We start from the raw sequence: 22,192 nt of genomic DNA, 5'->3' as shown, positions 1-22,192 counted from the left end.
CTCCTGCGTATGTCTGTCGTCAGTAAGTGTAGCAGTCAATTCATAATTGGTATGAATAGGTGAAATTAAATCATTCGCTTGGGGAATAAATTTCCGGATATGAAAATGTATAACAATATGCGGATTGCCACGCGTTACTAAAAAACGGAACGTCAGTAAGCGTAAGTTGCGCCTTTATTTTTTTGAGTTTATGGCGTAATGAAACGTTCTCTTACTTTATCTCTGAGTGCTCCCCTTATTTTTATGCTGGCCGCCTGCGCGCCGGAGCATGCCACGGTGTCTCCAGTGAAAACGCAAGCCGCCGCCGCTGCTGTAAATACCCAACTAAGTCATGCCGACTGGCCAAAAAACGAATGGTGGAAAGATTTTAATGACCCTCAGCTCAACGCGCTGATCGCTAAAGCGCTGGCGGATGCGCCGGATATGCAAATTGCCCGGCAGCGCATCACCCTGGCAGAAGCACAGGCGAAAGCCGCTGTCGCTGCTGATGGTCCACAAATGGATTTTTCCGCAGATGTGGAACGGCAAAAGATGTCGGCAGAGGGGCTGATGGGGCCATTCGCCCTGACTGACCCGGCGGCGGGGACAACCGGACCCTGGTACACCAACGGCACCTTTGGTCTGACGGCCGGATGGGATCTGGATTTATGGGGTAAAAACCGCGCCCAAATTGAGGCCCGCATCGGTAAGGTGAATGCGCAAAAAGCGGAGCTGGAGCAGACCCGACAGCTGCTCGCCAGCAGCGTCGCGCGGCTGTACTGGGACTGGCAGACCGAGGCCGCGGTGGGTGACGTGCTCGCGCAGATCAAACGGGAGCAGGAAAATATCATCGGTGCCGATCGTGAGCTTTATCAGCACGGCATTACCTCCTCGGTGGAAGGCGTTGAAACAGATATCAATGCCAGCAAAACCGATGAACAGCTCGCTGACGTGCACGGCAAAATGAAGGCCATTGAGGCGCGTCTGAATGCATTGACCAATACCCCTTCAGTCACGCTCGCCCGGCATGCCTTACCTGACGCAGAGGCGTCGCTGCCGTCAACGCTCGGTTATGAGCTGCTGGCTCGCCGCCCGGATTTGCAGGAGGCGCACTGGTATATCGAAGCGTCCATGAGCGAAGTGGATGCCGCCAGAGCCGCGTTCTACCCTGACATCAATTTGATGGCGTTTTTGCAGCAGGATGCATTGCACCTTAGCGACTTGTTCCGCTCATCTGCTCAGCAAATGGGCGTAACCGCGGGTCTGACGCTGCCAATTTTTGACAGCGGTCGGTTAAATGCGAACCTGGATATCGCCCAGGCGCAAAACAACCTCTCCGTGGCGAACTACAACAAGGCCGTAGTGGACGCCGTAAACCAGGTTGCCCGGACGGCCAGCGAAGTAGAAACCCTGACCGCCAAAAATCAGCACCAGCAGCAGATCGAAAAAGATGCGGCGCGCGTCGTTGCGCTGGCACAGGCGCGCTTCAGCGCGGGGATCATTGCCGGCTCGCGGGTGAGTGAAGCAAAAATTCCGGCGCTCAAAGAGCGTATTGCCGGGTTGATGCTGAAAGGTCAGTACGTGGATGCCACGCTCCAGCTCACCTCCGCGCTGGGTGGCGGATATCATCACAGCTAAAATCGCGCATTATCTATACTTACCTCTTTGCAGATTTTCAGGAGGTGAGTATGACGCGAGTCGCAATTGTTACCGCATCGGATTCAGGAATTGGCAAAACGACGGCCCTGATGCTGGCCGAACGCGGGTTTGATATCGGGGTGACCTGGCATTCAGATGAGGAAGGGGCGCTGGCAACCTGCCGTGAAATTGAAGCGCGCGGGCAGCGTGCCGAGGCCATCCAGCTCGACTTAAGCAATTTGCCGGAAGGCGCAAAGGCCATTGAAACCCTGATTACGCGTTTCGGGCGGCTGGATGTGCTGGTAAACAATGCCGGGGCGATGAACAAAGCGCCATTTCTGGACCTGTCATTTGACGACTGGCGGCACATATTCACCGTTGACGTGGACGGCGCATTTCTCTGCTCGCAAATCGCGGCGCGTCAGATGGTGAAGCAGGGAGAAGGGGGGCGGATCGTGAACATCACCTCGGTGCATGAACATACGCCATTGCCGGACGCCAGCGCCTATACGGCGGCCAAACATGCGCTGGGCGGGTTAACAAAATCGATGGCGCTGGAGCTGGTTAAACATAAGATTCTGGTGAACGCCGTTGCGCCTGGTGCGATCGCCACGCCGATGAATGATATGGACGACAGCGAAGTGAAAGAAGGTTCAATGCCGGAAATCCCGCTGGCACGGCCAGGGCATACCAAAGAAATAGCCAGCCTGGTGGCGTGGCTGTGTGACAGCGACGCCAGCTACACCACCGGGCAGTCGTTTATCGTCGACGGCGGTTTTATGCTGGCGAATCCGCAGTTTAAGCCAGCAGAATAAACATTCCCCTCACCCCAACCCTCTCCCCTATATAGAGTTCCCTCTCTCCTTTGGGGAGAGGGGTAGGGTGAGGGGCAGCAGGCCGCACTCACTCTTCATCCCGCCGCTTTTCACGATGCTTGAGCCACAGCCGTACCCCAATCACCACCGCAACAACCAGGATCAGCCAGGCCCAGTGTTTAAGATGCTGATCGAGATTATGCAGCCACGGGCCTATCACTTCGCCACCCACGTAGCCAAGCGTGGTAAAAATCAGCGCCCAGGCAATCGCCCCGATAATGTTCAGCGGCAGGAAAATTTTCGGCGGTAAGCGGCTCGCGCCAATCAGTATTGGCCCAATGATGCGAAAGCCATACATAAAGCGGGTGCCAATCACAAACATATAGGGATGCCGCTGGATAAGCCGCTGAGCACGACGAATTTTCTTTTGATGCTTAGCAAAACGTTGTAAAAGCGTCGGACCAAAGCGCAGACCCAGAAAGTAGAGCAGCTGGTCGCCAATCATACCGCCCAGTGCGACGGCGGCGACCACCAGCGGGAATTTCAGCAATCCCTGATGTGCGGCCACTCCGCCCAGCAGCGTGATGGTTTCACCCTCTGCCACGCTGCCGATGACCAGCGCGGCGTATCCATATTGTTCAATAAGACCGTTGATATCCATTAAGTAAATGTCGTCTCCCTTACTGTGCCTGCGTTAATCATATACCCCATCCATCAACCACGCGGCAATCAACGGAAATTTCCCACTGTACATAAAATAATCTAAAGCCTGCATTATACTTTAGCTATCGCTGACGGGCCGACAACAAGGGGGCGTTATGAACCATGTCTGGGGACTTTTCTCCCATCCCGATCGTGAAATGCAGGTCATCCGTAACGAGAACGAAACGGTCGCGCATCACTACACCCACCACGTCCTGCTGATGGCAGCGGTGCCGGTGGTCTGCGCGTTTATTGGTACTACGCAAATAGGCTGGAACTTTGGTGACGGCACCGTGGTTCAGCTTTCCTGGTTTACCGGACTGTACCTGGCCATTCTGTTTTATGGCCTGATGCTGGCCGGGGTGGCGGTAATGGGGCGGGTCATCCACTGGATGGCGCGCAACTATCCGCAGCGCCCGTCGCTGGCACACTGTATGGTCTTCGCCGGATACGTCGCGACCCCGCTGTTCTTAAGCGGTATTGTTGCGCTCTATCCACTGGTCTGGCTGTGCGCGCTGATCGGTACGGTTGCCCTCTTTTACACCGGTTATCTGCTGTATGTAGGATTGCCAACCTTCCTCAACATCAATAAAGAAGAGGGCCTGAGCTTCTCCAGCTCTACGCTTGCCATCGGCGTGCTGGTCCTTGAGGCGCTACTGGCCCTGACAGTTATTCTTTGGGGTTATGGATACCGTCTCTTTTAAGTCCCCTGCATTGCTGGCGTAAATGCCAGCAATGCAGCATCTGGTTATGATTCTCCGCTGGCGACAACGCACGGTGACCGCTATGATGCCGAAGCCAGCCTGTGTTTATCCGTCGACACAGGCGGTGTACGTCATAACGTGCGTGAATCATTATCAGAAGTCTCATCATGCTGAAATTTCGAGTGTCACTCCTTAGTCTTGTGCTACTGTTGGGCGTCTCCGCTACCGCGCCAGCCATCGCCAAAACGCCCGCAGTTGCCACCGCTGCTGCGCAACCCCAGATTGCGTCCGGCAGCGCGATGATCGTTGACCTGAATACCAACAAGGTGATCTACGCCAGTCACCCGGATCTGGTGCGCCCGATCGCTTCCATAACCAAAGTCATGACCGCGATGGTGGTGCTTGATGCACGACTGCCGCTGGACGAAAAGCTAAAAGTGGATATCAGCCACACGCCAGAGATGAAAGGGATCTACTCTCGCGTGCGTCTGAACAGTGAAATCAGCCGTAAAAATATGCTGCTGTTGGCGCTGATGTCCTCAGAGAACCGCGCGGCGGCGAGCCTTGCCCACCATTATCCTGGCGGTTACGACGCGTTTATCCGCGCGATGAATGCCAAAGCCAAAGCGCTGGGGATGAAAAATACCCATTTCGTGGAGCCAACCGGTCTGTCGATCCATAACGTCTCGACGGCGCGTGATTTAACCAAGCTGCTGATCGCCAGTAAGCAATACCCGCTGATTGGTCAGCTCAGCACCACGCGTGAGGAGATGGCGACATTCTCGAACCCGGCGTATACGCTGCCGTTCCGCAACACTAACCATCTGGTGTATCGCGATAACTGGAATATTCAGTTAACCAAGACCGGATTCACCAATGCGGCAGGGCACTGCCTGGTGATGCGCACCGTGTTTAACGGTAAACCAGTGGCGCTGGTGGTGATGGATGCCTTCGGCAAATATACCCACTTTGCGGATGCCAGCCGCCTGCGCACCTGGATTGAAACCGGGAAAGTGCAGCCGGTGCCGGCTTCAGCGCTGGCGTATAAAAAGCAGAAAGCGGAACAGATGGCGACGGCGCAGAACGACTGAGTCGCCTGTCTGTGCCGGGGGGCGGCTTCGCCTTACCCGGCCTACGGCCCTAAAGCGGCCCCGATACGTAGGCCCGGTAAGCGGAGCGCCACCGGGCGAAAGCGCCTACTCCGGCAGCGTCCAGTCACCATCGTTGAGTGGACGCTGCATGATCAACGTATCCCGCCAGTCGCCCTTCTTATACCCTACGCTGCGCAGTTGACCGACAACCTCGAAGCCATGTTTTTTATGCAGCCGTAACGATCCCGCATTATTGTTTCCGTCACCGACCACAGCAATCATCTGCCGCCAGGGACCTTGCTCACACCGTGCAATCAGGGCATCCATCAGCGCCGAGCCAAACCCGCGCCCGGTGGTGCTGGCATCCACATAGATGGATTCCTCAAGGGTGTACCGGTAGGCCTGACGTGGACGATAAAACGTGGCGTAGCAGTAGCCGACAACAATGCCGCGATACAGCGCAACCAGCCACGGTAAACCGCTGTCGGTCACACTCTTCATCCGCTGACGCATCTCATCGACGGTGGGGGGAACTTCCTCGAAGGACGCACGGCCATGAAGCACATGCCAGGCGTATATCGCCGAGATGGCATGTGCATCGTCAGGAAGGGCGTCGCGCACCTCGATTTCAGTTTCAGGTAAAATCTCTACAGCCGACATGTTCTGCCCGCTCCTTGTTTGGAAAGCCAGAGAAACGTTTCTCTGGCAACAGGCAGATACTCTAGTACGATTGAGGAGAGCTTAACAATCTCTTAAATTTGGCTATAGGCGTTCATCAGAGGCTTGCGTATTGTGCTCCTCTGTTTCGGCACTCTCTTTCCAGTATTTCTTCCGCGTTGTCTTACCAATGCCGGGGTTCATACTGTTTGTAGGGTCATTTTTGCGATAAAACTGTTTAAGCGTCTCCGGCGCTTTGTACAAATGCCCCACGTTGTGCTCGGCAGGATATTGCGCGCCACGCTCGTGCAGCAACGCCAGCATTTGCTCTTTCAACGCATGCGCATCCACCCCTTTTTTGACGATGTAATCCTGGTGGAAGACATAGCACATGAAGTGGCCGTAATAGAGCTTGTGCACCAGCTTGCTGTCAATCTCCGGCGGCAGATGTTCAAACCACTCGGTATCGTTGCGACGCAGGGCAATATCCAGCGCCAGAATATCCTCTACCTCTTCGGAATGCACAGCCTGATAACGGATAGCCGCACCCGCCGCGGCGAAGCGGTGCAGGAAGGCTTTGCTGCCTTCTTCCGGTGTGCAGGCGAAGAAATCCCCGTCGGCAGTTTTGAAGAACTCGGTGAGCCAGCTCTGCGCTTCGGCAATTCCGTCCCCGGCCATTTTCAGCAGCAGGTGGTGCTCATACTTATCGTGCCAGGTCTTCATCCGCTCCGGTAAATGCGCCGGGAAGGCGTTGCCCAGTTTCTGCATAAAGCGGTCGGTGAAGTGCGGTTTGAACAGCGATACTTTCTCCAGCATCGCGTCGGTGCGACCCTTCATGGTGAAGAAGAACGGCATTTTGTCGGTGCCGAGCTTGTCGATCATCAGGAAGGTATCTTTGCCGTAGCGCTCAGCGATGTCATAAATGTCCCGGTGCATATACTCGCCCGCCACCGGCAGGTGAGTGAACTCGGCCAGAATATGACGGCGGATCTCCGTCAGCACCTCCGGCTGATTGGTGCCAATGTAAAACACCTGCTGCTTTTTCTCTGCCGGGAAGGTATCGAGGCGCACTGCAAAAACGGCCAGCTTGCCCGCGCAGCCGGAGGATTCAAACAGGCGATCCGGATCGGCGTTATAGCGCGCTGGCGTATCGGCATTGATATCGCGCACGCGGGTGATGTAATCGTGGTCATGCGCGTGACGGCCATCGTGCTGAACGTCTTCGTCCTTCACGCGGTCATCGTCAAGTTTGCTGAGGATCTGCTCTGGCGTTACACCCAGATCGATCCCCAAATGGTTAACCAGCGTCAGCTTGCCGTTTTCATCGATACGGGCAAACAGCGACATCTCCGTGTAGGCCGGGCCGCGCTGCACCAGCGAGCCGCCGGAGTTATTGCAGATCCCGCCGATCACCGAGGCGCCAATGCACGATGAGCCGATCACCGAGTGCGGTTCGCGTCCCAGCGGCTTAAGCGCTTTTTCCAGCGAGTAAAGCGTGGTGCCGGGGAAGGCGAGCACCTGTTCGCCCTTGTCCAGCAGGTGCAGTTTGTCGAGGCGCAGGGTGCTGATAATCACGATGTCACGATCGTAATCGTTGCCGTTCGGCGTGGAGCCTTCGGTCAGGCCGGTGTTAGCAGCCTGCATTAAAATAATCTTGTCTGCCGCAACGCAGGCGCTGAGCACGCGCCACAGTTCGAGCAACGTACCGGGGAAGACTACCGCCAGCGCGTCGCCCTGGCCGGAGCGAAAGCCCTTCCGATAGCGGGCGGTTTTGGCCGGGTCGGTAAGCAGGTGAGAGTGACCAACCAGGCGAGACAGTTCGTTAATAAATGTAGTGTTATCGTCAGTTCGAACAGAAGACATCTTCCACTCCTTGTGGTGGGGCAAATTTCTCGCTGTAAAGCATAGCGCGATTAGCCGTTGAGCGGTCGGGTATTCATGAGAAAAATCAGAGAATAACCCTGCAAGGTTTTCAGGCTTTATGGCACACTGCGCTTTTCGCACGGTCTGGCCGGGTGCTTCCCGCGGTTATTGATGAGAGAGAATAACAACATGAAATGGCTATGTTCTGTAGGTGTCGCCGTCAGCCTGGCGCTGCAACCTGCGCTGGCAGAGGATTTGTTTGGTAATCACCCGCTCACGCCTGAAGCCCGCGACGCCTTTGTCACGGATTTACTCAAAAAGATGACGGTCGATGAGAAAATCGGCCAGCTGCGCCTGATCAGCGTCGGCCCGGAGAACCCGAAAGAAGCCATTCGCGAGATGATCAAAGACGGGCAGGTAGGAGCCATTTTTAACACCGTTACCCGCCAGGATATCCGCAAAATGCAGGATCAGGTGATGGAACTGAGCCGCCTGAAAATTCCGCTGTTCTTCGCCTACGACGTGGTGCACGGCCAGCGTACCGTCTTCCCGATTAGCCTCGGCTTAGCCTCCTCCTTTAACCTCGATGCGGTGAAAACCGTCGGGCGCGTATCGGCATATGAAGCCGCAGACGACGGCCTGAACATGACCTGGGCGCCGATGGTAGACGTCTCCCGCGATCCGCGCTGGGGCCGTGCTTCGGAGGGCTTTGGGGAAGATACTTATTTAACCGCCACGATGGGCAAAACCATGGTGGAAGCGATGCAGGGCAAAAGTCCGGCAGATCGTTACTCGGTGATGACCAGCGTCAAGCACTTCGCCGCCTATGGCGCGGTGGAAGGCGGCAAAGAGTACAACACCGTGGACATGAGCCCGCAGCGCCTGTTTAACGACTATATGCCGCCGTACAAAGCGGGGCTGGACGCGGGCAGCGGCGCGGTGATGGTGGCATTGAACTCTCTCAACGGCACGCCTGCCACCTCCGATTCGTGGCTGCTGAAAGATGTGCTGCGCGACCAGTGGGGCTTCAAGGGCATCACCGTTTCGGATCACGGCGCGATTAAAGAGCTGATCAAGCACGGCACAGCGTCTGACCCGGAAGATGCGGTACGCGTGGCACTCAAGTCCGGCATCAACATGAGCATGAGCGACGAATACTACAGCAAATACCTGCCGGGGCTGGTGAAGAGCGGCAAGGTGACGATGGCGGAGCTGGACGATGCCGCTCGCCACGTGCTGAACGTGAAATATGACATGGGGCTGTTTAACGATCCTTACAGCCATCTGGGGCCGAAGGAGTCTGATCCGGCGGACACCAATGCTGAAAGCCGCCTGCACCGCAAAGAAGCCCGCGAAGTGGCGCGCGAAAGCCTGGTGCTGCTGAAAAACCGTCTCGACACGCTGCCGCTGAAAAAATCCGGCACCATTGCCGTGGTCGGTCCACTGGCCGACAGCAAGCGTGACGTCATGGGCAGCTGGTCCGCCGCAGGCGTGGCGGATCAGTCCGTTACCGTGCTGACAGGCATTAAGAGCGCTGTGGGTGATAATGCAAAAGTGGTTTACGCCAAAGGCGCAAACGTCACCGACGATAAAGACATCGTGACCTTCCTCAACCAGTACGAGGAAGCGGTGAAGGTGGATCCACGCACGCCGAAAGAGATGATCGACGAAGCGGTTAACGCCGCGAAGCAGTCCGACGTGGTGGTCGCCGTGGTGGGTGAAGCGCAGGGGATGGCGCACGAAGCCTCCAGCCGGACCGACATCACGATCCCGCAAAGCCAGCGTGACCTGATCGCGGCCCTGAAAGCCACCGGCAAGCCGCTGGTGCTGGTGCTGATGAACGGGCGTCCGCTGGCGCTGGTGAAAGAAGACCAGCAGGCTGACGCCATTCTGGAAACCTGGTTCGCCGGTACCGAAGGCGGTAACGCCATTGCCGACGTGCTGTTTGGCGATTACAACCCGTCAGGCAAGCTGCCGATGTCCTTCCCGCGCTCCGTCGGGCAGATCCCGGTTTACTACAGCCACCTGAACACCGGTCGTCCGTACAACGCCGACAAGCCGAACAAGTACACGTCCCGTTACTTCGACGAGGCTAACGGCCCGCTCTATCCGTTTGGCTATGGCCTGAGCTACACCACGTTTAAGGTCTCTGACGTGAAAATGTCGGCGCCGACCCTGAAGCGTGACGGCAAAGTGACCGCCAGCGTGGAAGTGACCAACAGCGGTAAACGCGAAGGCGCGACGGTGATCCAGATGTACGTTCAGGATGTCACGGCCTCCATGAGCCGTCCGGTGAAACAGCTGCGCGGCTTCGAAAAGGTCAACCTGAAACCGGGCGAAACCAAAACGGTCAGCTTCCCGATTGACGTAAATGCGCTGAAGTTCTGGAATCAGCAGATGAAATACGATGCCGAGCCTGGCAAATTCAACGTCTTCATCGGCGTGGATTCCGCCCGCGTGAACAAAGCCGAGTTCGAACTGCAATAATCTTACCTTCCTCCCCATCCCCCGCCTGGCGGGGGATGCCTCTCATCTGGTACGAAAAACGGTTAAATTCACTGTTTTAAGCTACGCTTTTCTCTCAAGCCTATGAAAAAGGCCACAAAATAATGAGGAAAGCAGAATGACGATTATTAAGGGGATAACAGGGTCGGCGGTGCTACTGGCGGCGCTGAGCCTGCCGTTACAGGCCGCAGAGCCGGTTAAGGTGGGTTCCAAAATTGATACCGAGGGCGCGTTGCTCGGCAATATCATTTTGCAGGTGCTCGAAAGCCACGGCGTGAAAACGGTCAATAAAGTGCAGCTTGGCACTACGCCTGTCGTGCGCGGTGCTATCACTTCCGGCGAGCTGGATATCTACCCGGAATACACCGGCAACGGGGCATTCTTCTTCAAGGATGAAAACGATCCGGCCTGGAAAAATGCCAAAGCCGGGTACGAAAAAGTCAAAAAGCTGGACGCGGAAAAAAATAAGCTGGTCTGGCTTACACCGGCACCGGCCAACAACACCTGGACCATCGCGGTGCGCAAAGATATCGCCGAGAAAGGCAAGCTCACCTCGCTTGACGATCTCAGCCGCTACCTGAAAGAGAAGGGCGAGTTTAAGCTCGCGGCCTCGGCAGAGTTTATCGAGCGCGCTGATGCCCTGCCAGCGTTTGAAAAAGCTTATGATTTCAAGCTCGATCAGGCACAGCTGCTCTCTCTGGCGGGCGGCGACACGGCGGTGACCATTAAGGCGGCGGCGCAGAAAACCTCCGGCGTCAACGCGGCGATGGCTTACGGCACCGACGGCCCGGTCGCGGCGCTTGGTCTGCAAACCCTGACCGACCCGAAAGGCGTTCAGCCAATTTACGCCCCAACCCCGGTCGTGCGCGAGGCGGTGCTGAAAGCCTACCCGGAGATCGACGATTGGCTCAAACCGGTGTTTGAAAAACTGGATGCGAAAACGCTGCAACAGCTGAATGCCAGCATTGCCGTAGAGGGGCTGGATGCCAAAAAAGTGGCTGCCGACTTCCTGAAACAACAAGGGCTTGTGAAGTAACGGGATAAGGCTGTGCCAATAAAATGTCATAACCGCGTCCTGCTGCTGTTGGTCTGTGTGGCCATCGTGGCGGTCGCGTTACCTTTTGTGAATGTCGCGCCAAACCGTCTGGTGTCGGGCGAACCGCGCGCGCTGTGGCAGATCTGGGCATTTACGCCGCTGCTGCTGGGCGCGGCGCTGGCGAGTACCGTAGTCTTAGCCTTCTGGCCGGGGCGAAACGCGCTGTGGCTGACGCTTCTGCTCAGCGAAGCGCTGTTTATCGTACTGTTCTTGAGCGCGGGACAGGCGGCAACGCAGATGGCCTCGGTTGAAAGCCCGCTGGCGCGCACGTCGATTGGCAGCGGCCTGTGGCTGTGGCTGGCACTCTGCCTGCTGGCCTGTAGCGATGCCATTCGCCGCCTGACGCCGATACCTGTGTGGCGCTGGCTGCTGAACGCGCAATTCTGGGTTATCCCCCTGCTGATCCTCTTCAGCGGCGAGCTGAATCAACTCTCGCTGTTAAAAGAGTACGTCAACCGTCAGGAGGTGTTTGACAACGCGCTGGCGCAACATCTGACGATCCTGTTCGGGACGCTGGTCCCGGCGCTGCTGCTGGGCGTGCCGCTGGGCATGTGGTGCTACCGACATCCCAGCCGCCAGGGTGCCGTCTTTACCGTGCTCAACGTTATTCAGACCATCCCCTCCGTTGCCCTGTTTGGCCTGCTGATTGCCCCCCTCGCCGGTCTGGTTAAATCCTTCCCTGCGTTGGCCGCGGCAGGCATTGCCGGAACTGGGCTGACCCCGGCGCTGATTGCCCTTGTGTTGTATGCGCTGCTGCCACTGGTGCGCGGCGTGGTGGCGGGGTTAAGCCAGGTTCCGCCCGACGTGCTGGAAAGCGCCCATGCGATGGGGATGAGTGCGCGCCAGTGTTTCTGGAAAATACAGCTGCCGCTTGCGCTTCCGCTGCTGGTTCGCAGCCTGCGGGTGGTGACGGTGCAAACCGTTGGGATGGCGGTAATTGCCGCGCTGATCGGGGCGGGCGGCTTTGGGGCGCTGGTGTTCCAGGGGCTGCTCAGCAGCGCGCTGGATCTGGTGTTGCTGGGCGTTGTGCCCACGATTGCGCTGGCGGTCGTTCTGGATGCCTTATTTGCCCTGTGGCTCGCGCTGCTCAGGAGAAGAGCCAATGATTGAATTTCATGATGTGAGTAAAACCTTTGCGGGCCGTCCGGCGACAAGCCATCTCAATCTGCATTTTGCCGAGGGGGCGTTCTCGGTATTGATCGGGACGTCGGGGTCGGGAAAATCGACGACGCTGAAGATGATCAATCGGCTGGTGGAGCACGACAGCGGGACGATTCGCTTTGCCGGAGAGGAGATCCGCAGCCTGCCGGTGCTGGAGCTGCGGCGGCGTATGGGCTACGCCATTCAGTCCATCGGCCTGTTTCCCCACTGGACGGTGGCGCAGAACATTGCCACCGTGCCACAGCTGGAAAAATGGTCCCGGGGGAAGATCAATGAGCGTGTCGACGAGTTGATGGCGCTGCTGGGCCTGGACGCGTCGCTTCGCGACCGCTACCCGCACCAGCTATCCGGCGGACAACAGCAGCGGGTCGGGGTGGCGCGCGCGCTGGCCGCTAACCCGCAGGTACTGCTGATGGATGAGCCCTTCGGCGCGCTGGATCCGGTCACCCGCGGCGCACTTCAGGCCGAGATGAGCCGCATCCACCGTATTCTCGGGCGCACCATCGTGCTGGTGACGCATGATATCGACGAAGCACTGCGGCTGGCCGATCGTCTGGTACTGATGGATCACGGCGAAGTCGTCCAGCAGGGTACGCCGCTTGAGCTGTTAACGTCGCCGGCAAACGATTTTGTGCGTGAGTTCTTTGGCCGCAGCGAGCTGGGTGTCAGGCTGCTCTCGCTGCGCACCGTCAGGGACTATCTGCGTCCGCAGGATGCGCAAATCGGTGGTGAACCGCTGCATGACGGGATGAGCCTGCGCGATGCCCTGTCGGCGTTTGTCGCCCGGCAGTGTGAGGTGTTACCCGTTGCGGACGGGCAGGGGACACCATGCGGGACGATCCATTTTCGCGATCTGCTGGCGGGGGAGGTGACGCGTGAAGTGGGTCCGTGATCCGTTACTCTGGCTGACAGGGCTGTTTATCGCCTTACTCTACCTGATGCCGCACAGCGCGGTGCTGTTTAATGCGCTTATTCCCGGGCTGCCGCGCCCGGTGTACCAGCAGGAGAGCTTTGTTAATCTCACCCTGGCGCACTTCTGGCTGGTAGCGGCGTCAAGCGTGATTGCCATCGTGCTGGGCACAGGTGCCGGTATTGCGGTGACGCGGCCTGCGGGCAGGGAGTTCCGTCCGCTGGTGGAGACCATCGCCGCAACGGGGCAGACCTTTCCGCCGGTGGCCGTGCTGGCGATTGCCGTGCCGGCGATCGGTTTTGGGCAGGAGCCTGCCATCATTGCGCTGATCTTGTACGGCGTGTTGCCCATTCTGCAAGGGACGCTGGCGGGCATTGCGGCGGTGCCTGCATCGGTGCTGAGCGTAGCGGAAGGGATGGGAATGAGCGCCTGGCAGCGGCTACTGAAGGTTGAACTGCCGCTGGCCGCACCGGTGATTATTGCCGGTGTGCGGACGTCCGTGATCATCAACATTGGTACGGCAACCATCGCGTCGACGGTCGGGGTCAATACGCTGGGGACGCCAATCATTATTGGGTTAAGCGGGTTTAACACGGCCTATATTATTCAGGGGGCGGTTCTGGTTGCGCTGGCGGCGATTGTGGTGGATCGCCTGTTTGAACGCCTGGCCGGATACCTCAGCCAACACCGCCGCGAACAATAAACGAGTAACCTGCAAGCATAACGCCACCGATACCGCTGACGGCCATCAGTGCAAAAAGGGTAATTACGGCCAGTTTCGTTGCCTTCATCATGTGCTCCTGTTGTTAACGGAACAATTATACGGTGAAGCGCAGCTGTTAATGAACCATTAAATGCGTTACAACGCATTTGGCCCCAGCGAGTAAACGGGATAACCATGTTCGCGCCATTCCGTCAGGAGCTGCTGCTGGGAAGCGGAGGGGACTTCGCCACACCAGACCAGCAGCGTCTGCCCCTCAAACAGTTCCGGCCTGAGCTGTGCCAGGGAGTGTGCAAGCACGTCAACGCGCCAGCCCTGCTGGGTGGCAATCCAGGCTTCGAGCCACAGCCGGGTGGTATCGTGGACGTTCCAGCCGATCACCAGCGCATCTTTGCTGTTTTTATTCCGCGCTGAGGCAAGACAGACGGAAATATAGTTAATCAGCACGCCATCAAGCATGCTGAGCAGTGCCTGTAAGGTGGTTTGCTGACACTGAAGCCGACGCCGTAGGGGAATAAAAAGATGGGTGATCAGGGTTTGCGCGGGGTAGTCTCGACCCTGTTCTTTGATCCAGCCGCGCAGACGCTGCAAATTGCCGGTCTGCAACAGCCTCAGCAGCGTTTCCTGCTGCTCGCGCCAGAGATGCTGCGTATCAGGATCGTCCTGGCTCAGAAGCGACTTCACCTTGCCTACCTGTACGCCATTGTCGATCCAGCTTTTGATCTCGCGAATCCGGTCAATATCCGCATCGTTAAACAGGCGGTGCCCGCCGTCCGTTCTTTGCGGCTTAAGCAATCCATACCGTCGCTGCCACGCCCGTAGCGTAACGGGATTGATATCACACAGGAGTGCCACTTCACCTATCGTGTAAAGCGCCATTTTCGCCCCCAGGCTTGCGCGTCCCCAGCTTAACTGTAGACCCACTTTGCGGAACCAGGAAGATTTGATTCTTTTTTGTACAAATTATACGAAAGACAGGTTATCTCCGGCAAAAGGTGTGATGACGGACACGATTTATCGCTTTTTTGGCACGTTTCAAAGAAAGTTAACCGCCATCAGTGTATGTTACGCGTTTTTAGAATGTGCGGTTTGTGAGTATGTACGAGTTTAATCTGGTGCTGCTGTTGCTTCAGCAGATGTGCGTGTTTCTTGTCATCGCCTGGTTGATGAGCAAAACGCGCCTGTTCATTCCGCTGATGCAGGTCACCGTCCGTCTGCCGCACAAATTCCTCTGCTACGTCGTATTTTCCATATTCTGCATTATGGGGACCTGGTTTGGTCTCCATATTGAAGATTCCATCGCCAATACGCGCGCCATTGGCGCGGTAATGGGCGGGCTGCTCGGAGGCCCGGTCGTGGGCGGTCTGGTGGGGTTAACCGGCGGCCTGCACCGCTATTCGATGGGCGGTATGACGGCACTAAGCTGCATGATCTCCACCATTGTCGAAGGGCTGCTCGGTGGTCTCGTCCACAGCTATATGATTAAGCGCGGACGGCCGGATAAAGTGTTCAGTCCCCTTACCGCCGGGGCGATCACCTTCGTGGCGGAAATGGCGCAGATGGCGATCATCCTGCTGATCGCGCGCCCGTTTGACGATGCGTTACATCTGGTCAGCAGCATTGCCGCACCGATGATGGTCACCAATACCGTAGGTGCGGCGCTGTTTATGCGCATTCTGCTCGACAAACGCGCCATGTTCGAAAAATACACCTCGGCATTTTCTGCCACCGCCTTAAAAGTTGCGGCGTCGACGGAAGGGATCCTGCGGCAGGGATTCAACGAGGAGAACAGCATGAAGGTGGCGCAGGTGCTGTATAAAGAGCTGGATATCGGGGCCGTGGCGATTACCGATCGCGAAAAGTTGCTGGCGTTTACCGGTACCGGGGACGACCACCATCTTCCAGGTAAGCCGATCTCCTCGGCCTACACTTTGCGCGCTATTGAAACGGGTGAAGTGGTGTATGCCGACGGGAATGAAGTGCCGTACCGCTGTTCCCTGCATCCGCAGTGCAAACTTGGCTCTACGCTGGTCATTCCCCTGCGGGGCGAAAACCAGCGCGTCATGGGCACCATTAAGCTTTACGAAGCCAAAAATCGCCTGTTCAGCTCCATCAACCGCACGCTGGGGGAGGGGATCGCCCAGCTGCTTTCGGCGCAAATCCTGGCGGGGCAGTATGAACGGCAAAAAGCGCTGCTGACGCAGTCAGAAATTAAGCTCTTGCACGCTCAGGTGAATCCGCATTTCCTGTTTAACGCGCTCAACACGCTGAAGGCGGTGATCCGCCGCGACAGCGATCAGGCCGCGCAGCTGGTGCAATTTCTGTCGACATTTTTCCGCAAAAACCTGAAGCGTCCCTCGGAGATCGTCACCCTCGCGGACGAGATTGAGCATGTAAACGCCTATCTGCAAATTGAAAAAGCGCGCTTCCAGTCACGATTACAGGTGTCGTTATCCGTCCCGGATGAGCTGGCGTATCAGCATCTTCCGGCCTTTACCCTGCAACCGATTGTGGAGAACGCCATTAAGCATGGGACGTCGCAGCTGCTGGGAACCGGAGAAATCATGATTTCCGCTTCCCGTTTTAACCACCATCTGGTGCTGGATATTGAAGATAACGCGGGGCTGTATGAAGCCTCCGCGTCAGGCGGTCTGGGCATGAGCCTGGTGGATAAACGCCTGCGCGCACATTTTGGTGATGACTGCGGTATCACCGTCGCCTGTGAGCCAGACCGCTATACCCGAATTACCTTACGATTGCCGCTGGAGGAGAACGCATGTTAAGAGTGCTGATTGTTGATGATGAGCCGTTAGCACGGGAAAACCTGCGTGTCCTGTTGCAGGAGCAGAGTGATATTGAGGTCGTGGGGGAATGCGCCAATGCCATTGAAGGCATCGGTGCGGTGCATAAACTGCGCCCGGACGTGCTGTTCCTCGATATTCAGATGCCGCGCATCAGCGGTCTGGAGATGGTCGGCATGCTCGACCCGGAGCACCGCCCCTATATCGTCTTTCTGACGGCCTTTGATGAGTACGCGGTAAAGGCGTTTGAAGAGCACGCGTTTGATTATCTGCTGAAACCGATTGAAGAGAAACGCCTTGAAAAGACCCTGACCCGTCTGCGCCAGGAGCGTACCGCGCAGGACGTGACGCTGCTGCCGGAGCATCAGCAGCCCCTGAAGTTTATCCCCTGTACCGGGCACAGCCGGATTTACCTCCTGCAAATGGACGACGTTGCCTTTGTCAGCAGTCGTCTGAGCGGGGTATACGTCACCAGCGCTGAAGGCAACGAAGGCTTTACCGAGCTTACGTTACGCACGCTGGAGAGCCGCACGCCGCTGATCCGCTGTCATCGACAGTATCTGGTGAACATGGCGCACCTGAAGGAGATCCGCCTGGAAGATAACGGCCAGGCCGAACTGGTGCTACGTGCAGGGCAAACCGTGCCCGTCAGTCGTCGCTATCTGAAAAGTTTGAAAGAGGCGATAGGGCTGTAAAACTGGTACACTGCGCGCCATTGCATCATCGACATTCGAAGGCTCTATGCTAAGTAACGATATTCTTCGTAGCCTGCGCTACACCCTGAAAGCGAACAATAATGACATGGTGCGCATTCTTGCGCTCTCCGACATGGAATCCACGTCCGCCGGGTTCGACACCTGGATGACTAAAGAAGATGAAGAGGGTTTTGTTCGCTGCCCGGACATCATTCTGTCGGGCTTCCTGAACGGCCTGATCTACGACAAGCGCGGCAAAGATGAATCTGCGCCTGAGCTGGCGCTGGAGCGTCGGGTGAATAACAACACGGTGCTGAAAAAGCTGCGTATTGCGTTCTCCCTGAAAACTGACGACATTCTGGCGATCATGACCGAGCAGAAATTTCGCGTGTCGATGCCGGAAATCACCGCCATGATGCGCGCGCCGGATCATAAAAATTACCGCGAGTGTGGGGATCAGTTTCTGCGTTATTTCCTGCGTGGGTTGACGCAGCGGGTGCATAACCAGAAGGGGTGATTTTTAGCCGGGTGGCGGCCCCGCCTTACCCGGCTAAAAACTCGTTGGCCCGTGCAAGCGTAGCGCCGCCGGGCAAAAAAAAGCCGGATTCTCATCCGGCTTATTTATTACTTCACCTGCTGACCCGGCTTCGCGCCTTCGTCAGGGCTTAACAGGAAGATGTCTTTTCCGCCCGGGCCTGCGGCCATCACCATCCCTTCAGAGATGCCGAAGCGCATTTTACGCGGCGCCAGGTTTGCCACCATCACGGTCTGACGACCGATCAGCACCTGCGGATCAGGGTACGCGGAACGAATGCCGGAGAAGACGTTACGTTTCTCGCCGCCCAGATCCAGCGTCAGACGCAGCAGTTTGTCAGAACCTTCCACGAACTCCGCGTTTTCGATCAGCGCCACGCGCAGGTCGACTTTGGCGAAATCATCAAAGGTGATGGTCTCCTGAATCGGATCGTCCGCCAGCGGGCCGGTCACCGGCGCGGCAGCCGCTTTCACCTCTTCTTTTGATGCTTCCACCAGCGCGTCAACCTGTTTCATCTCGATGCGGTTATACAGCGCCTTGAAGGTGTTCACCTTGTGGCCGAGCAGCGGCTGCTGGATGGCATCCCAGGTCAGTTCGGTGTTCAGGAATGCTTCCGCGCGGGCTGCCAGCTGCGGCAGAACCGGCTTCAGCCAGGTCATCAGCACGCGGAACATGTTCAGACCCATGGTGCAGATCGCCTGCAAGTCGGCGTCGCGGCCTTCCTGTTTCGCCACCACCCATGGTGCCTGCTCGTCGACATATCGGTTGGCCACGTCTGCCAGCGCCATGATTTCGCGAATGGCTTTACCAAATTCACGACTTTCCCAGGCTTCGCCAACCGCAGCGGCGGCGTCGGTGAAGGTTTTATACAGCTCAGGATCGGCCAGTTCGGCAGAGAGCACGCCGTCAAAGCGTTTAGCGATAAAACCTGCGTTACGGGACGCCAGGTTCACCACCTTGTTGACGATGTCCGCGTTCACGCGTTGCACGAAATCTTCCAGATTCAGGTCGATATCGTCGATGCGGGAAGAGAGCTTCGCGGTGTAGTAGTAGCGCAGGCTATCCGCATCGAAGTGGTTCAGCCAGGTGCTGGCCTTAATAAACGTCCCGCGAGATTTGGACATCTTCGCACCGTTGACCGTTACGTAGCCGTGTACGAACAGGTTAGTCGGCTTGCGGAAATTGCTGCCTTCAAGCATCGCTGGCCAGAACAGGCTGTGGAAGTAAACGATGTCTTTGCCGATGAAGTGGTACAGCTCGGCGGTGGAATCTTTCTTCCAGTACTCGTCGAAGCTTAGGGTATCGCCGCGCTTGTCACACAGGTTCTTGAAGGAACCCATGTAGCCGATTGGCGCATCCAGCCAGACGTAGAAATATTTGCCCGGCGCGTTCGGGATTTCGAAGCCGAAGTATGGCGCATCGCGGGAGATATCCCACTGCTGCAGACCGGATTCAAACCACTCCTGCATCTTGTTCGCCACCTGCTCCTGCAGCGCGCCGCTGCGGGTCCACGCCTGCAGCATTTCGCTGAACGACGGCAGGTCGAAGAAGAAGTGCTCGGAGTCACGCATCACCGGCGTGGCGCCGGAAACCACGGATTTCGGCTCGATAAGCTCGGTCGGGCTGTAGGTCGCGCCACACACTTCGCAGTTATCGCCGTACTGGTCCGGGGATTTACATTTCGGACAGGTGCCTTTGACGAAACGGTCCGGCAGGAACATGCCTTTTTCCGGATCGTACAGCTGAGAGATGGTGCGGTTTTTAATGAAACCGTTCTCTTTCAGACGGGTGTAGATCAGCTCTGACAGCTCGCGGTTCTCGTCGCTGTGCGTGGAGTGATAGTTGTCATAGCTGATGTCAAAGCCAGCAAAATCGGTCTGATGCTCCTGACTCATTTCGGCGATCATCTGTTCCGGGGAAATTCCCAGCTGCTGCGCTTTCAGCATGATTGGGGTGCCGTGGGCATCGTCCGCACAGATGAAGTTCACCTCGTGGCCGCGCATTCGCTGGTAACGGACCCAGACATCAGCCTGGATATGCTCCAGCATGTGGCCGAGGTGGATTGAGCCGTTGGCGTACGGCAGGGCGCACGTTACCAGAATTTTTTTCGCGACTTGAGTCATAGTAGGCATTACTTCTTTTAACTGTGAAAAGGGTTTTCGATATTACCAAAAGGGGCATTATTAAGTAAGCACAAACCACGGCCTTTCAGGTAAACTTGTTCATCTAAGGTCTTATTCACAAGAACAAAGGAGTCGGGATGAGTTCTCAATCCCAGGCCAAATCACCGGAAGCCTTACGAGCAATGGTCGCCGGGACGCTGGCTAATTTTCAGCATCCAACCCTGAAGCACAATCTCACGACGCTGAAAGCGCTTCATCATGTCGCATGGCTGGACGATACGCTGCACATTGAGCTGCAGATGCCGTTCGTCTGGACCAGCGCCTTTGATGCCCTGAAAGAGCAAACCAGTTCTGAGCTGCTGCGCATTACTGGCGCAAAAGCAATTGACTGGAAGCTAAGCCACAGCATCGCCACGCTCAAGCGCGTGAAAAATCAGCCGGGCGTTAACGGCGTGAAGAACATCATCGCCGTCAGTTCTGGCAAGGGTGGGGTGGGTAAATCGTCGACCGCCGTGAACCTGGCGCTTGCGCTGGCGGCAGAAGGGGCGAAAGTCGGCATTCTGGATGCTGATATTTATGGCCCGTCCATTCCGAACATGCTGGGTGCTGAAAACCAGCGTCCAACTTCGCCGGACGGTACCCACATGGCGCCGATCGTGGCGCACGGTCTGGCGACCAACTCCATTGGTTACCTGGTCACGGACGATAACGCAATGGTCTGGCGCGGCCCGATGGCCAGCAAAGCTTTGCTGCAAATGTTGCAGGAGACAATGTGGCCTGACCTCGATTATCTGGTGCTGGACATGCCGCCGGGCACCGGTGATATCCAGCTGACGCTGGCGCAGAACATTCCGGTCACCGGCGCCGTCGTGGTCACCACGCCGCAGGATATCGCGCTGATCGACGCCAAAAAAGGCATCGTGATGTTCGAGAAGGTGGAGGTGCCGGTACTCGGCATCGTCGAAAACATGAGCATGCACATTTGCAGCAACTGTGGACACCATGAGCCGATCTTCGGTACCGGCGGTGCGGAGAAGCTGGCGGCGCAATATCACACCCAACTGCTGGGGCAACTGCCGCTGCATATCACACTGCGTGAAGATCTGGATAGCGGTAAGCCGACGGTGGTCAGCCGTCCTGATAGCGAATTCACGGAAATCTATCGTCAGCTGGCGGGGCGCGTTGCGGCGCAACTGTACTGGCAGGGGGACGTGATCCCGAGCGAGATCGCCTTCCGCGCGGTGTAACGCCTCTGCGCGTCAGTGCCGGGTGGCGGCCTCGCCTTACCCGGCCTACCTCGATTTTGTAGGTCAGGTAAGCTTAGCGCCACCTGACTTTACCCAAGCCGATAGTGCATCAAATAATACTCTCCTTCCGGAGAATCCCCCGTCGCCTCAATGTGCCAGCCGTGGCGCTGGTAAAACGCAACCGCCCGCTCATTCTTCACCAGACACTTCAGCGCGCCTGTACTGGTAAACGTCCTCTGTACTTGTTCCAGTAACAAACGGCCAACTCCCAGACGCTGATACTGCGGGTCGACAAACAGATTGTGCAAAAAGTTATCATTTTCCCAGACGGAGGCAAACCCTACCCGGTGACCGTCGTGAATCGCAACCCAGATCTGCTCGTCACGCGTTGCGGCGTCAAAATCCTCAAGCTGCCATTCAGAATTGTCCAGCCATGGCCAGGCCACGCGTCGTGCATGCAGGTACAGCGTGCGCAGAAATGGCCGGTCGTCCTCCTGCCAGGGCCGGATCATCGTATCAGCGGTGATAGAAAATATCTCCGTTATAGGCTTTGTAGATTTTGCCATCAGCATCGCCAATCAGAACATAATTTTCACCCATGTAGGTCCAGTGCGTACCGGCATCGGGCGCGGGAAGGTTACGTAGCTGGTACTGTTTGATGGTGTACTCTGGCGTCTGATACTGCGCGGGCGCGGTATCGCCAATCTTAAATTTGGTGAAGTCGGCGATGAACTCCTGCTCTTCATAAGCCTTAATGCCGGAAGGCGCGGCGGCCGTTTGCGGGGCTGCGAATGCGGAGCCCGCCAGAGACAGTAATACACCCAGAAGCACCAATTTACGCTTAGCCATTTTTTCTCCAGTGATATCGTTATGGATACGCTTGTCTGCGGGGGACAGTGCGGCAGACAGCCCATTTTAAGTATCAAAACAGGGTGTGTTTGAAAAAAAA

At 56.9% G+C, this 22,192-nt stretch carries 21 protein-coding genes; 13 read left to right on the top strand and 8 right to left on the bottom strand.

Annotated features, from left to right (window positions below):
* Window positions 1-198: 198 nt before the first annotated feature.
* Both mdtQ and ACQG0S_RS14660 read left to right on the top strand, forming a co-directional pair.
* Complete coding sequence (gene mdtQ / locus ACQG0S_RS14665) at window positions 199-1,617, top strand: multidrug resistance outer membrane protein MdtQ (protein WP_048965843.1); 1,419 nt, start codon at window positions 199-201, stop codon at window positions 1,615-1,617.
* 50 nt (window positions 1,618-1,667) lie between these two features.
* Window positions 1,668-2,432 carry an SDR family oxidoreductase gene (locus tag ACQG0S_RS14660; protein WP_022648687.1) on the top strand — a complete coding sequence of 255 codons (765 nt, stop codon included), beginning with the start codon at window positions 1,668-1,670 and terminating at the stop codon, window positions 2,430-2,432.
* Window positions 2,433-2,520: 88 nt separating this feature from the next.
* Here ACQG0S_RS14660 and ACQG0S_RS14655 read toward each other — a convergent pair whose 3' ends face one another.
* Window positions 2,521-3,093, bottom strand: coding sequence for a DedA family protein (locus ACQG0S_RS14655; RefSeq protein ID WP_022648686.1), 573 nt, complete (start codon window positions 3,091-3,093; stop codon window positions 2,521-2,523).
* A 157-nt stretch (window positions 3,094-3,250) separates the two neighbouring features.
* Here ACQG0S_RS14655 and ACQG0S_RS14650 point away from each other — a divergent pair, with 157 nt between their 5' ends.
* On the top strand, window positions 3,251-3,838 hold the full coding sequence (locus ACQG0S_RS14650; RefSeq protein ID WP_048965842.1) for a Yip1 family protein: 588 nt from the start codon (window positions 3,251-3,253) through the stop codon (window positions 3,836-3,838).
* A gap of 167 nt (window positions 3,839-4,005) precedes the next feature.
* The gene (pbpG, locus tag ACQG0S_RS14645) at window positions 4,006-4,929 is read left to right on the top strand and encodes a D-alanyl-D-alanine endopeptidase (protein WP_048965841.1); all 924 of its coding nucleotides are present in this window, start codon (window positions 4,006-4,008) and stop codon (window positions 4,927-4,929) included.
* A gap of 105 nt (window positions 4,930-5,034) precedes the next feature.
* Here pbpG and ACQG0S_RS14640 read toward each other — a convergent pair whose 3' ends face one another.
* Window positions 5,035-5,589 carry a GNAT family N-acetyltransferase gene (locus tag ACQG0S_RS14640; RefSeq protein WP_022648685.1) on the bottom strand — a complete coding sequence of 185 codons (555 nt, stop codon included), beginning with the start codon at window positions 5,587-5,589 and terminating at the stop codon, window positions 5,035-5,037.
* Between the two features lie 102 nt (window positions 5,590-5,691).
* Window positions 5,692-7,449: a D-lactate dehydrogenase gene (gene dld / locus ACQG0S_RS14635; RefSeq protein WP_058677659.1), complete on the bottom strand. Its 1,758-nt coding sequence runs from the start codon at window positions 7,447-7,449 to the stop codon at window positions 5,692-5,694.
* Window positions 7,450-7,638: 189 nt separating this feature from the next.
* Here dld and bglX point away from each other — a divergent pair, with 189 nt between their 5' ends.
* The 5 genes from bglX (at window position 7,639) to ACQG0S_RS14610 (ending at window position 13,824) form a co-directional block, all read left to right on the top strand.
* Window positions 7,639-9,936: a beta-glucosidase BglX gene (bglX, locus tag ACQG0S_RS14630; RefSeq protein WP_023300580.1), complete on the top strand. Its 2,298-nt coding sequence runs from the start codon at window positions 7,639-7,641 to the stop codon at window positions 9,934-9,936.
* A gap of 136 nt (window positions 9,937-10,072) precedes the next feature.
* Window positions 10,073-10,990 (top strand): glycine betaine ABC transporter substrate-binding protein OsmF, encoded by a 918-nt coding sequence (gene osmF, locus ACQG0S_RS14625; RefSeq protein WP_169441232.1) that lies wholly within the window; start codon window positions 10,073-10,075, stop codon window positions 10,988-10,990.
* A gap of 12 nt (window positions 10,991-11,002) precedes the next feature.
* Window positions 11,003-12,160, top strand: coding sequence for an ABC transporter permease (locus ACQG0S_RS14620; RefSeq protein ID WP_169441230.1), 1,158 nt, complete (start codon window positions 11,003-11,005; stop codon window positions 12,158-12,160).
* Entirely contained in the window at window positions 12,153-13,103 is a 951-nt protein-coding gene (locus ACQG0S_RS14615) for an ABC transporter ATP-binding protein (RefSeq protein ID WP_169441228.1), read from the top strand. Before ACQG0S_RS14620 ends, ACQG0S_RS14615 begins: the two co-directional genes overlap by 8 nt.
* The gene (locus ACQG0S_RS14610; RefSeq protein ID WP_169441226.1) at window positions 13,087-13,824 is read left to right on the top strand and encodes an ABC transporter permease; all 738 of its coding nucleotides are present in this window, start codon (window positions 13,087-13,089) and stop codon (window positions 13,822-13,824) included. Before ACQG0S_RS14615 ends, ACQG0S_RS14610 begins: the two co-directional genes overlap by 17 nt.
* Here the strand turns inward: ACQG0S_RS14610 and ACQG0S_RS14605 are convergent.
* Both ACQG0S_RS14605 and mlrA read right to left on the bottom strand, forming a co-directional pair.
* A complete protein-coding gene (locus ACQG0S_RS14605; RefSeq protein WP_022648678.1) occupies window positions 13,799-13,912 on the bottom strand; it encodes a protein YohO in 114 nt (37 codons plus the stop codon). The two genes, ACQG0S_RS14610 and ACQG0S_RS14605, sit on opposite strands and share 26 nt — an antisense overlap.
* Before the next feature lie 68 nt (window positions 13,913-13,980).
* The gene (gene mlrA, locus ACQG0S_RS14600) at window positions 13,981-14,721 is read right to left on the bottom strand and encodes an HTH-type transcriptional regulator MlrA (protein WP_022648677.1); all 741 of its coding nucleotides are present in this window, start codon (window positions 14,719-14,721) and stop codon (window positions 13,981-13,983) included.
* A gap of 218 nt (window positions 14,722-14,939) precedes the next feature.
* On the opposite strand from mlrA, the gene ACQG0S_RS14595 reads away from it, so the two are divergent.
* From ACQG0S_RS14595 to ACQG0S_RS14585, 3 genes are read left to right on the top strand one after another with little or no spacing between them, the layout of a single operon-like run.
* On the top strand, window positions 14,940-16,625 hold the full coding sequence (locus tag ACQG0S_RS14595) for a sensor histidine kinase (RefSeq protein WP_003859271.1): 1,686 nt from the start codon (window positions 14,940-14,942) through the stop codon (window positions 16,623-16,625).
* Complete coding sequence (btsR, locus tag ACQG0S_RS14590; protein ID WP_022648676.1) at window positions 16,619-17,338, top strand: two-component system response regulator BtsR; 720 nt, start codon at window positions 16,619-16,621, stop codon at window positions 17,336-17,338. Before ACQG0S_RS14595 ends, btsR begins: the two co-directional genes overlap by 7 nt.
* 46 nt (window positions 17,339-17,384) lie before the next feature.
* Entirely contained in the window at window positions 17,385-17,855 is a 471-nt protein-coding gene (locus ACQG0S_RS14585; RefSeq protein ID WP_015572337.1) for a DUF1456 family protein, read from the top strand.
* 107 nt (window positions 17,856-17,962) lie between these two features.
* Here the strand turns inward: ACQG0S_RS14585 and metG are convergent, their stop codons facing one another.
* Window positions 17,963-19,996, bottom strand: coding sequence for a methionine--tRNA ligase (gene metG, locus ACQG0S_RS14580; RefSeq protein ID WP_023300575.1), 2,034 nt, complete (start codon window positions 19,994-19,996; stop codon window positions 17,963-17,965).
* 137 nt (window positions 19,997-20,133) lie between these two features.
* Between metG and apbC the strand changes: the two genes are divergently transcribed.
* The gene (apbC, locus tag ACQG0S_RS14575; RefSeq protein WP_023300574.1) at window positions 20,134-21,243 is read left to right on the top strand and encodes an iron-sulfur cluster carrier protein ApbC; all 1,110 of its coding nucleotides are present in this window, start codon (window positions 20,134-20,136) and stop codon (window positions 21,241-21,243) included.
* 89 nt (window positions 21,244-21,332) lie between these two features.
* On the opposite strand, the gene ACQG0S_RS14570 is transcribed toward apbC, so the two are convergent.
* Together ACQG0S_RS14570 and ACQG0S_RS14565 are read right to left on the bottom strand one after the other, a co-directional pair.
* Window positions 21,333-21,809 (bottom strand): GNAT family N-acetyltransferase, encoded by a 477-nt coding sequence (locus ACQG0S_RS14570; protein WP_032622520.1) that lies wholly within the window; start codon window positions 21,807-21,809, stop codon window positions 21,333-21,335.
* A complete protein-coding gene (locus tag ACQG0S_RS14565) occupies window positions 21,760-22,092 on the bottom strand; it encodes an RcnB family protein (protein WP_022648672.1) in 333 nt (110 codons plus the stop codon). The genes ACQG0S_RS14570 and ACQG0S_RS14565 overlap by 50 nt, the downstream gene beginning before the upstream one ends.
* Window positions 22,093-22,192 lie beyond the last annotated feature (100 nt).

The organism is Enterobacter cloacae complex sp. 418I7, assembly GCF_050030705.1.
Taxonomy (GTDB): domain Bacteria; phylum Pseudomonadota; class Gammaproteobacteria; order Enterobacterales; family Enterobacteriaceae; genus Enterobacter; species Enterobacter intestinihominis.
The sequence above is the reverse complement of the archived record's forward strand: the minus strand, read 5'-3'. Positions and strand labels throughout refer to the sequence as shown.

Coding starts and splice junctions, on each gene's coding strand:
- ACQG0S_RS14585 (WP_015572337.1), top strand. CDS start 17,385: ATGCTAAGTAACGATATTCTTCGTAGCCTGCGCTACACCCTGAAAGCG.
- btsR (WP_022648676.1), top strand. CDS start 16,619: ATGTTAAGAGTGCTGATTGTTGATGATGAGCCGTTAGCACGGGAAAAC.
- ACQG0S_RS14595 (WP_003859271.1), top strand. CDS start 14,940: ATGTACGAGTTTAATCTGGTGCTGCTGTTGCTTCAGCAGATGTGCGTG.
- ACQG0S_RS14660 (WP_022648687.1), top strand. CDS start 1,668: ATGACGCGAGTCGCAATTGTTACCGCATCGGATTCAGGAATTGGCAAA.
- ACQG0S_RS14570 (WP_032622520.1), bottom strand. CDS start 21,809: ATGGCAAAATCTACAAAGCCTATAACGGAGATATTTTCTATCACCGCT.
- ACQG0S_RS14650 (WP_048965842.1), top strand. CDS start 3,251: ATGAACCATGTCTGGGGACTTTTCTCCCATCCCGATCGTGAAATGCAG.
- apbC (WP_023300574.1), top strand. CDS start 20,134: ATGAGTTCTCAATCCCAGGCCAAATCACCGGAAGCCTTACGAGCAATG.
- dld (WP_058677659.1), bottom strand. CDS start 7,449: ATGTCTTCTGTTCGAACTGACGATAACACTACATTTATTAACGAACTG.
- ACQG0S_RS14565 (WP_022648672.1), bottom strand. CDS start 22,092: ATGGCTAAGCGTAAATTGGTGCTTCTGGGTGTATTACTGTCTCTGGCG.
- osmF (WP_169441232.1), top strand. CDS start 10,073: ATGACGATTATTAAGGGGATAACAGGGTCGGCGGTGCTACTGGCGGCG.
- ACQG0S_RS14655 (WP_022648686.1), bottom strand. CDS start 3,093: ATGGATATCAACGGTCTTATTGAACAATATGGATACGCCGCGCTGGTC.
- bglX (WP_023300580.1), top strand. CDS start 7,639: ATGAAATGGCTATGTTCTGTAGGTGTCGCCGTCAGCCTGGCGCTGCAA.
- ACQG0S_RS14640 (WP_022648685.1), bottom strand. CDS start 5,589: ATGTCGGCTGTAGAGATTTTACCTGAAACTGAAATCGAGGTGCGCGAC.
- ACQG0S_RS14615 (WP_169441228.1), top strand. CDS start 12,153: ATGATTGAATTTCATGATGTGAGTAAAACCTTTGCGGGCCGTCCGGCG.
- pbpG (WP_048965841.1), top strand. CDS start 4,006: ATGCTGAAATTTCGAGTGTCACTCCTTAGTCTTGTGCTACTGTTGGGC.
- metG (WP_023300575.1), bottom strand. CDS start 19,996: ATGACTCAAGTCGCGAAAAAAATTCTGGTAACGTGCGCCCTGCCGTAC.
- mlrA (WP_022648677.1), bottom strand. CDS start 14,721: ATGGCGCTTTACACGATAGGTGAAGTGGCACTCCTGTGTGATATCAAT.
- ACQG0S_RS14605 (WP_022648678.1), bottom strand. CDS start 13,912: ATGAAGGCAACGAAACTGGCCGTAATTACCCTTTTTGCACTGATGGCC.
- mdtQ (WP_048965843.1), top strand. CDS start 199: ATGAAACGTTCTCTTACTTTATCTCTGAGTGCTCCCCTTATTTTTATG.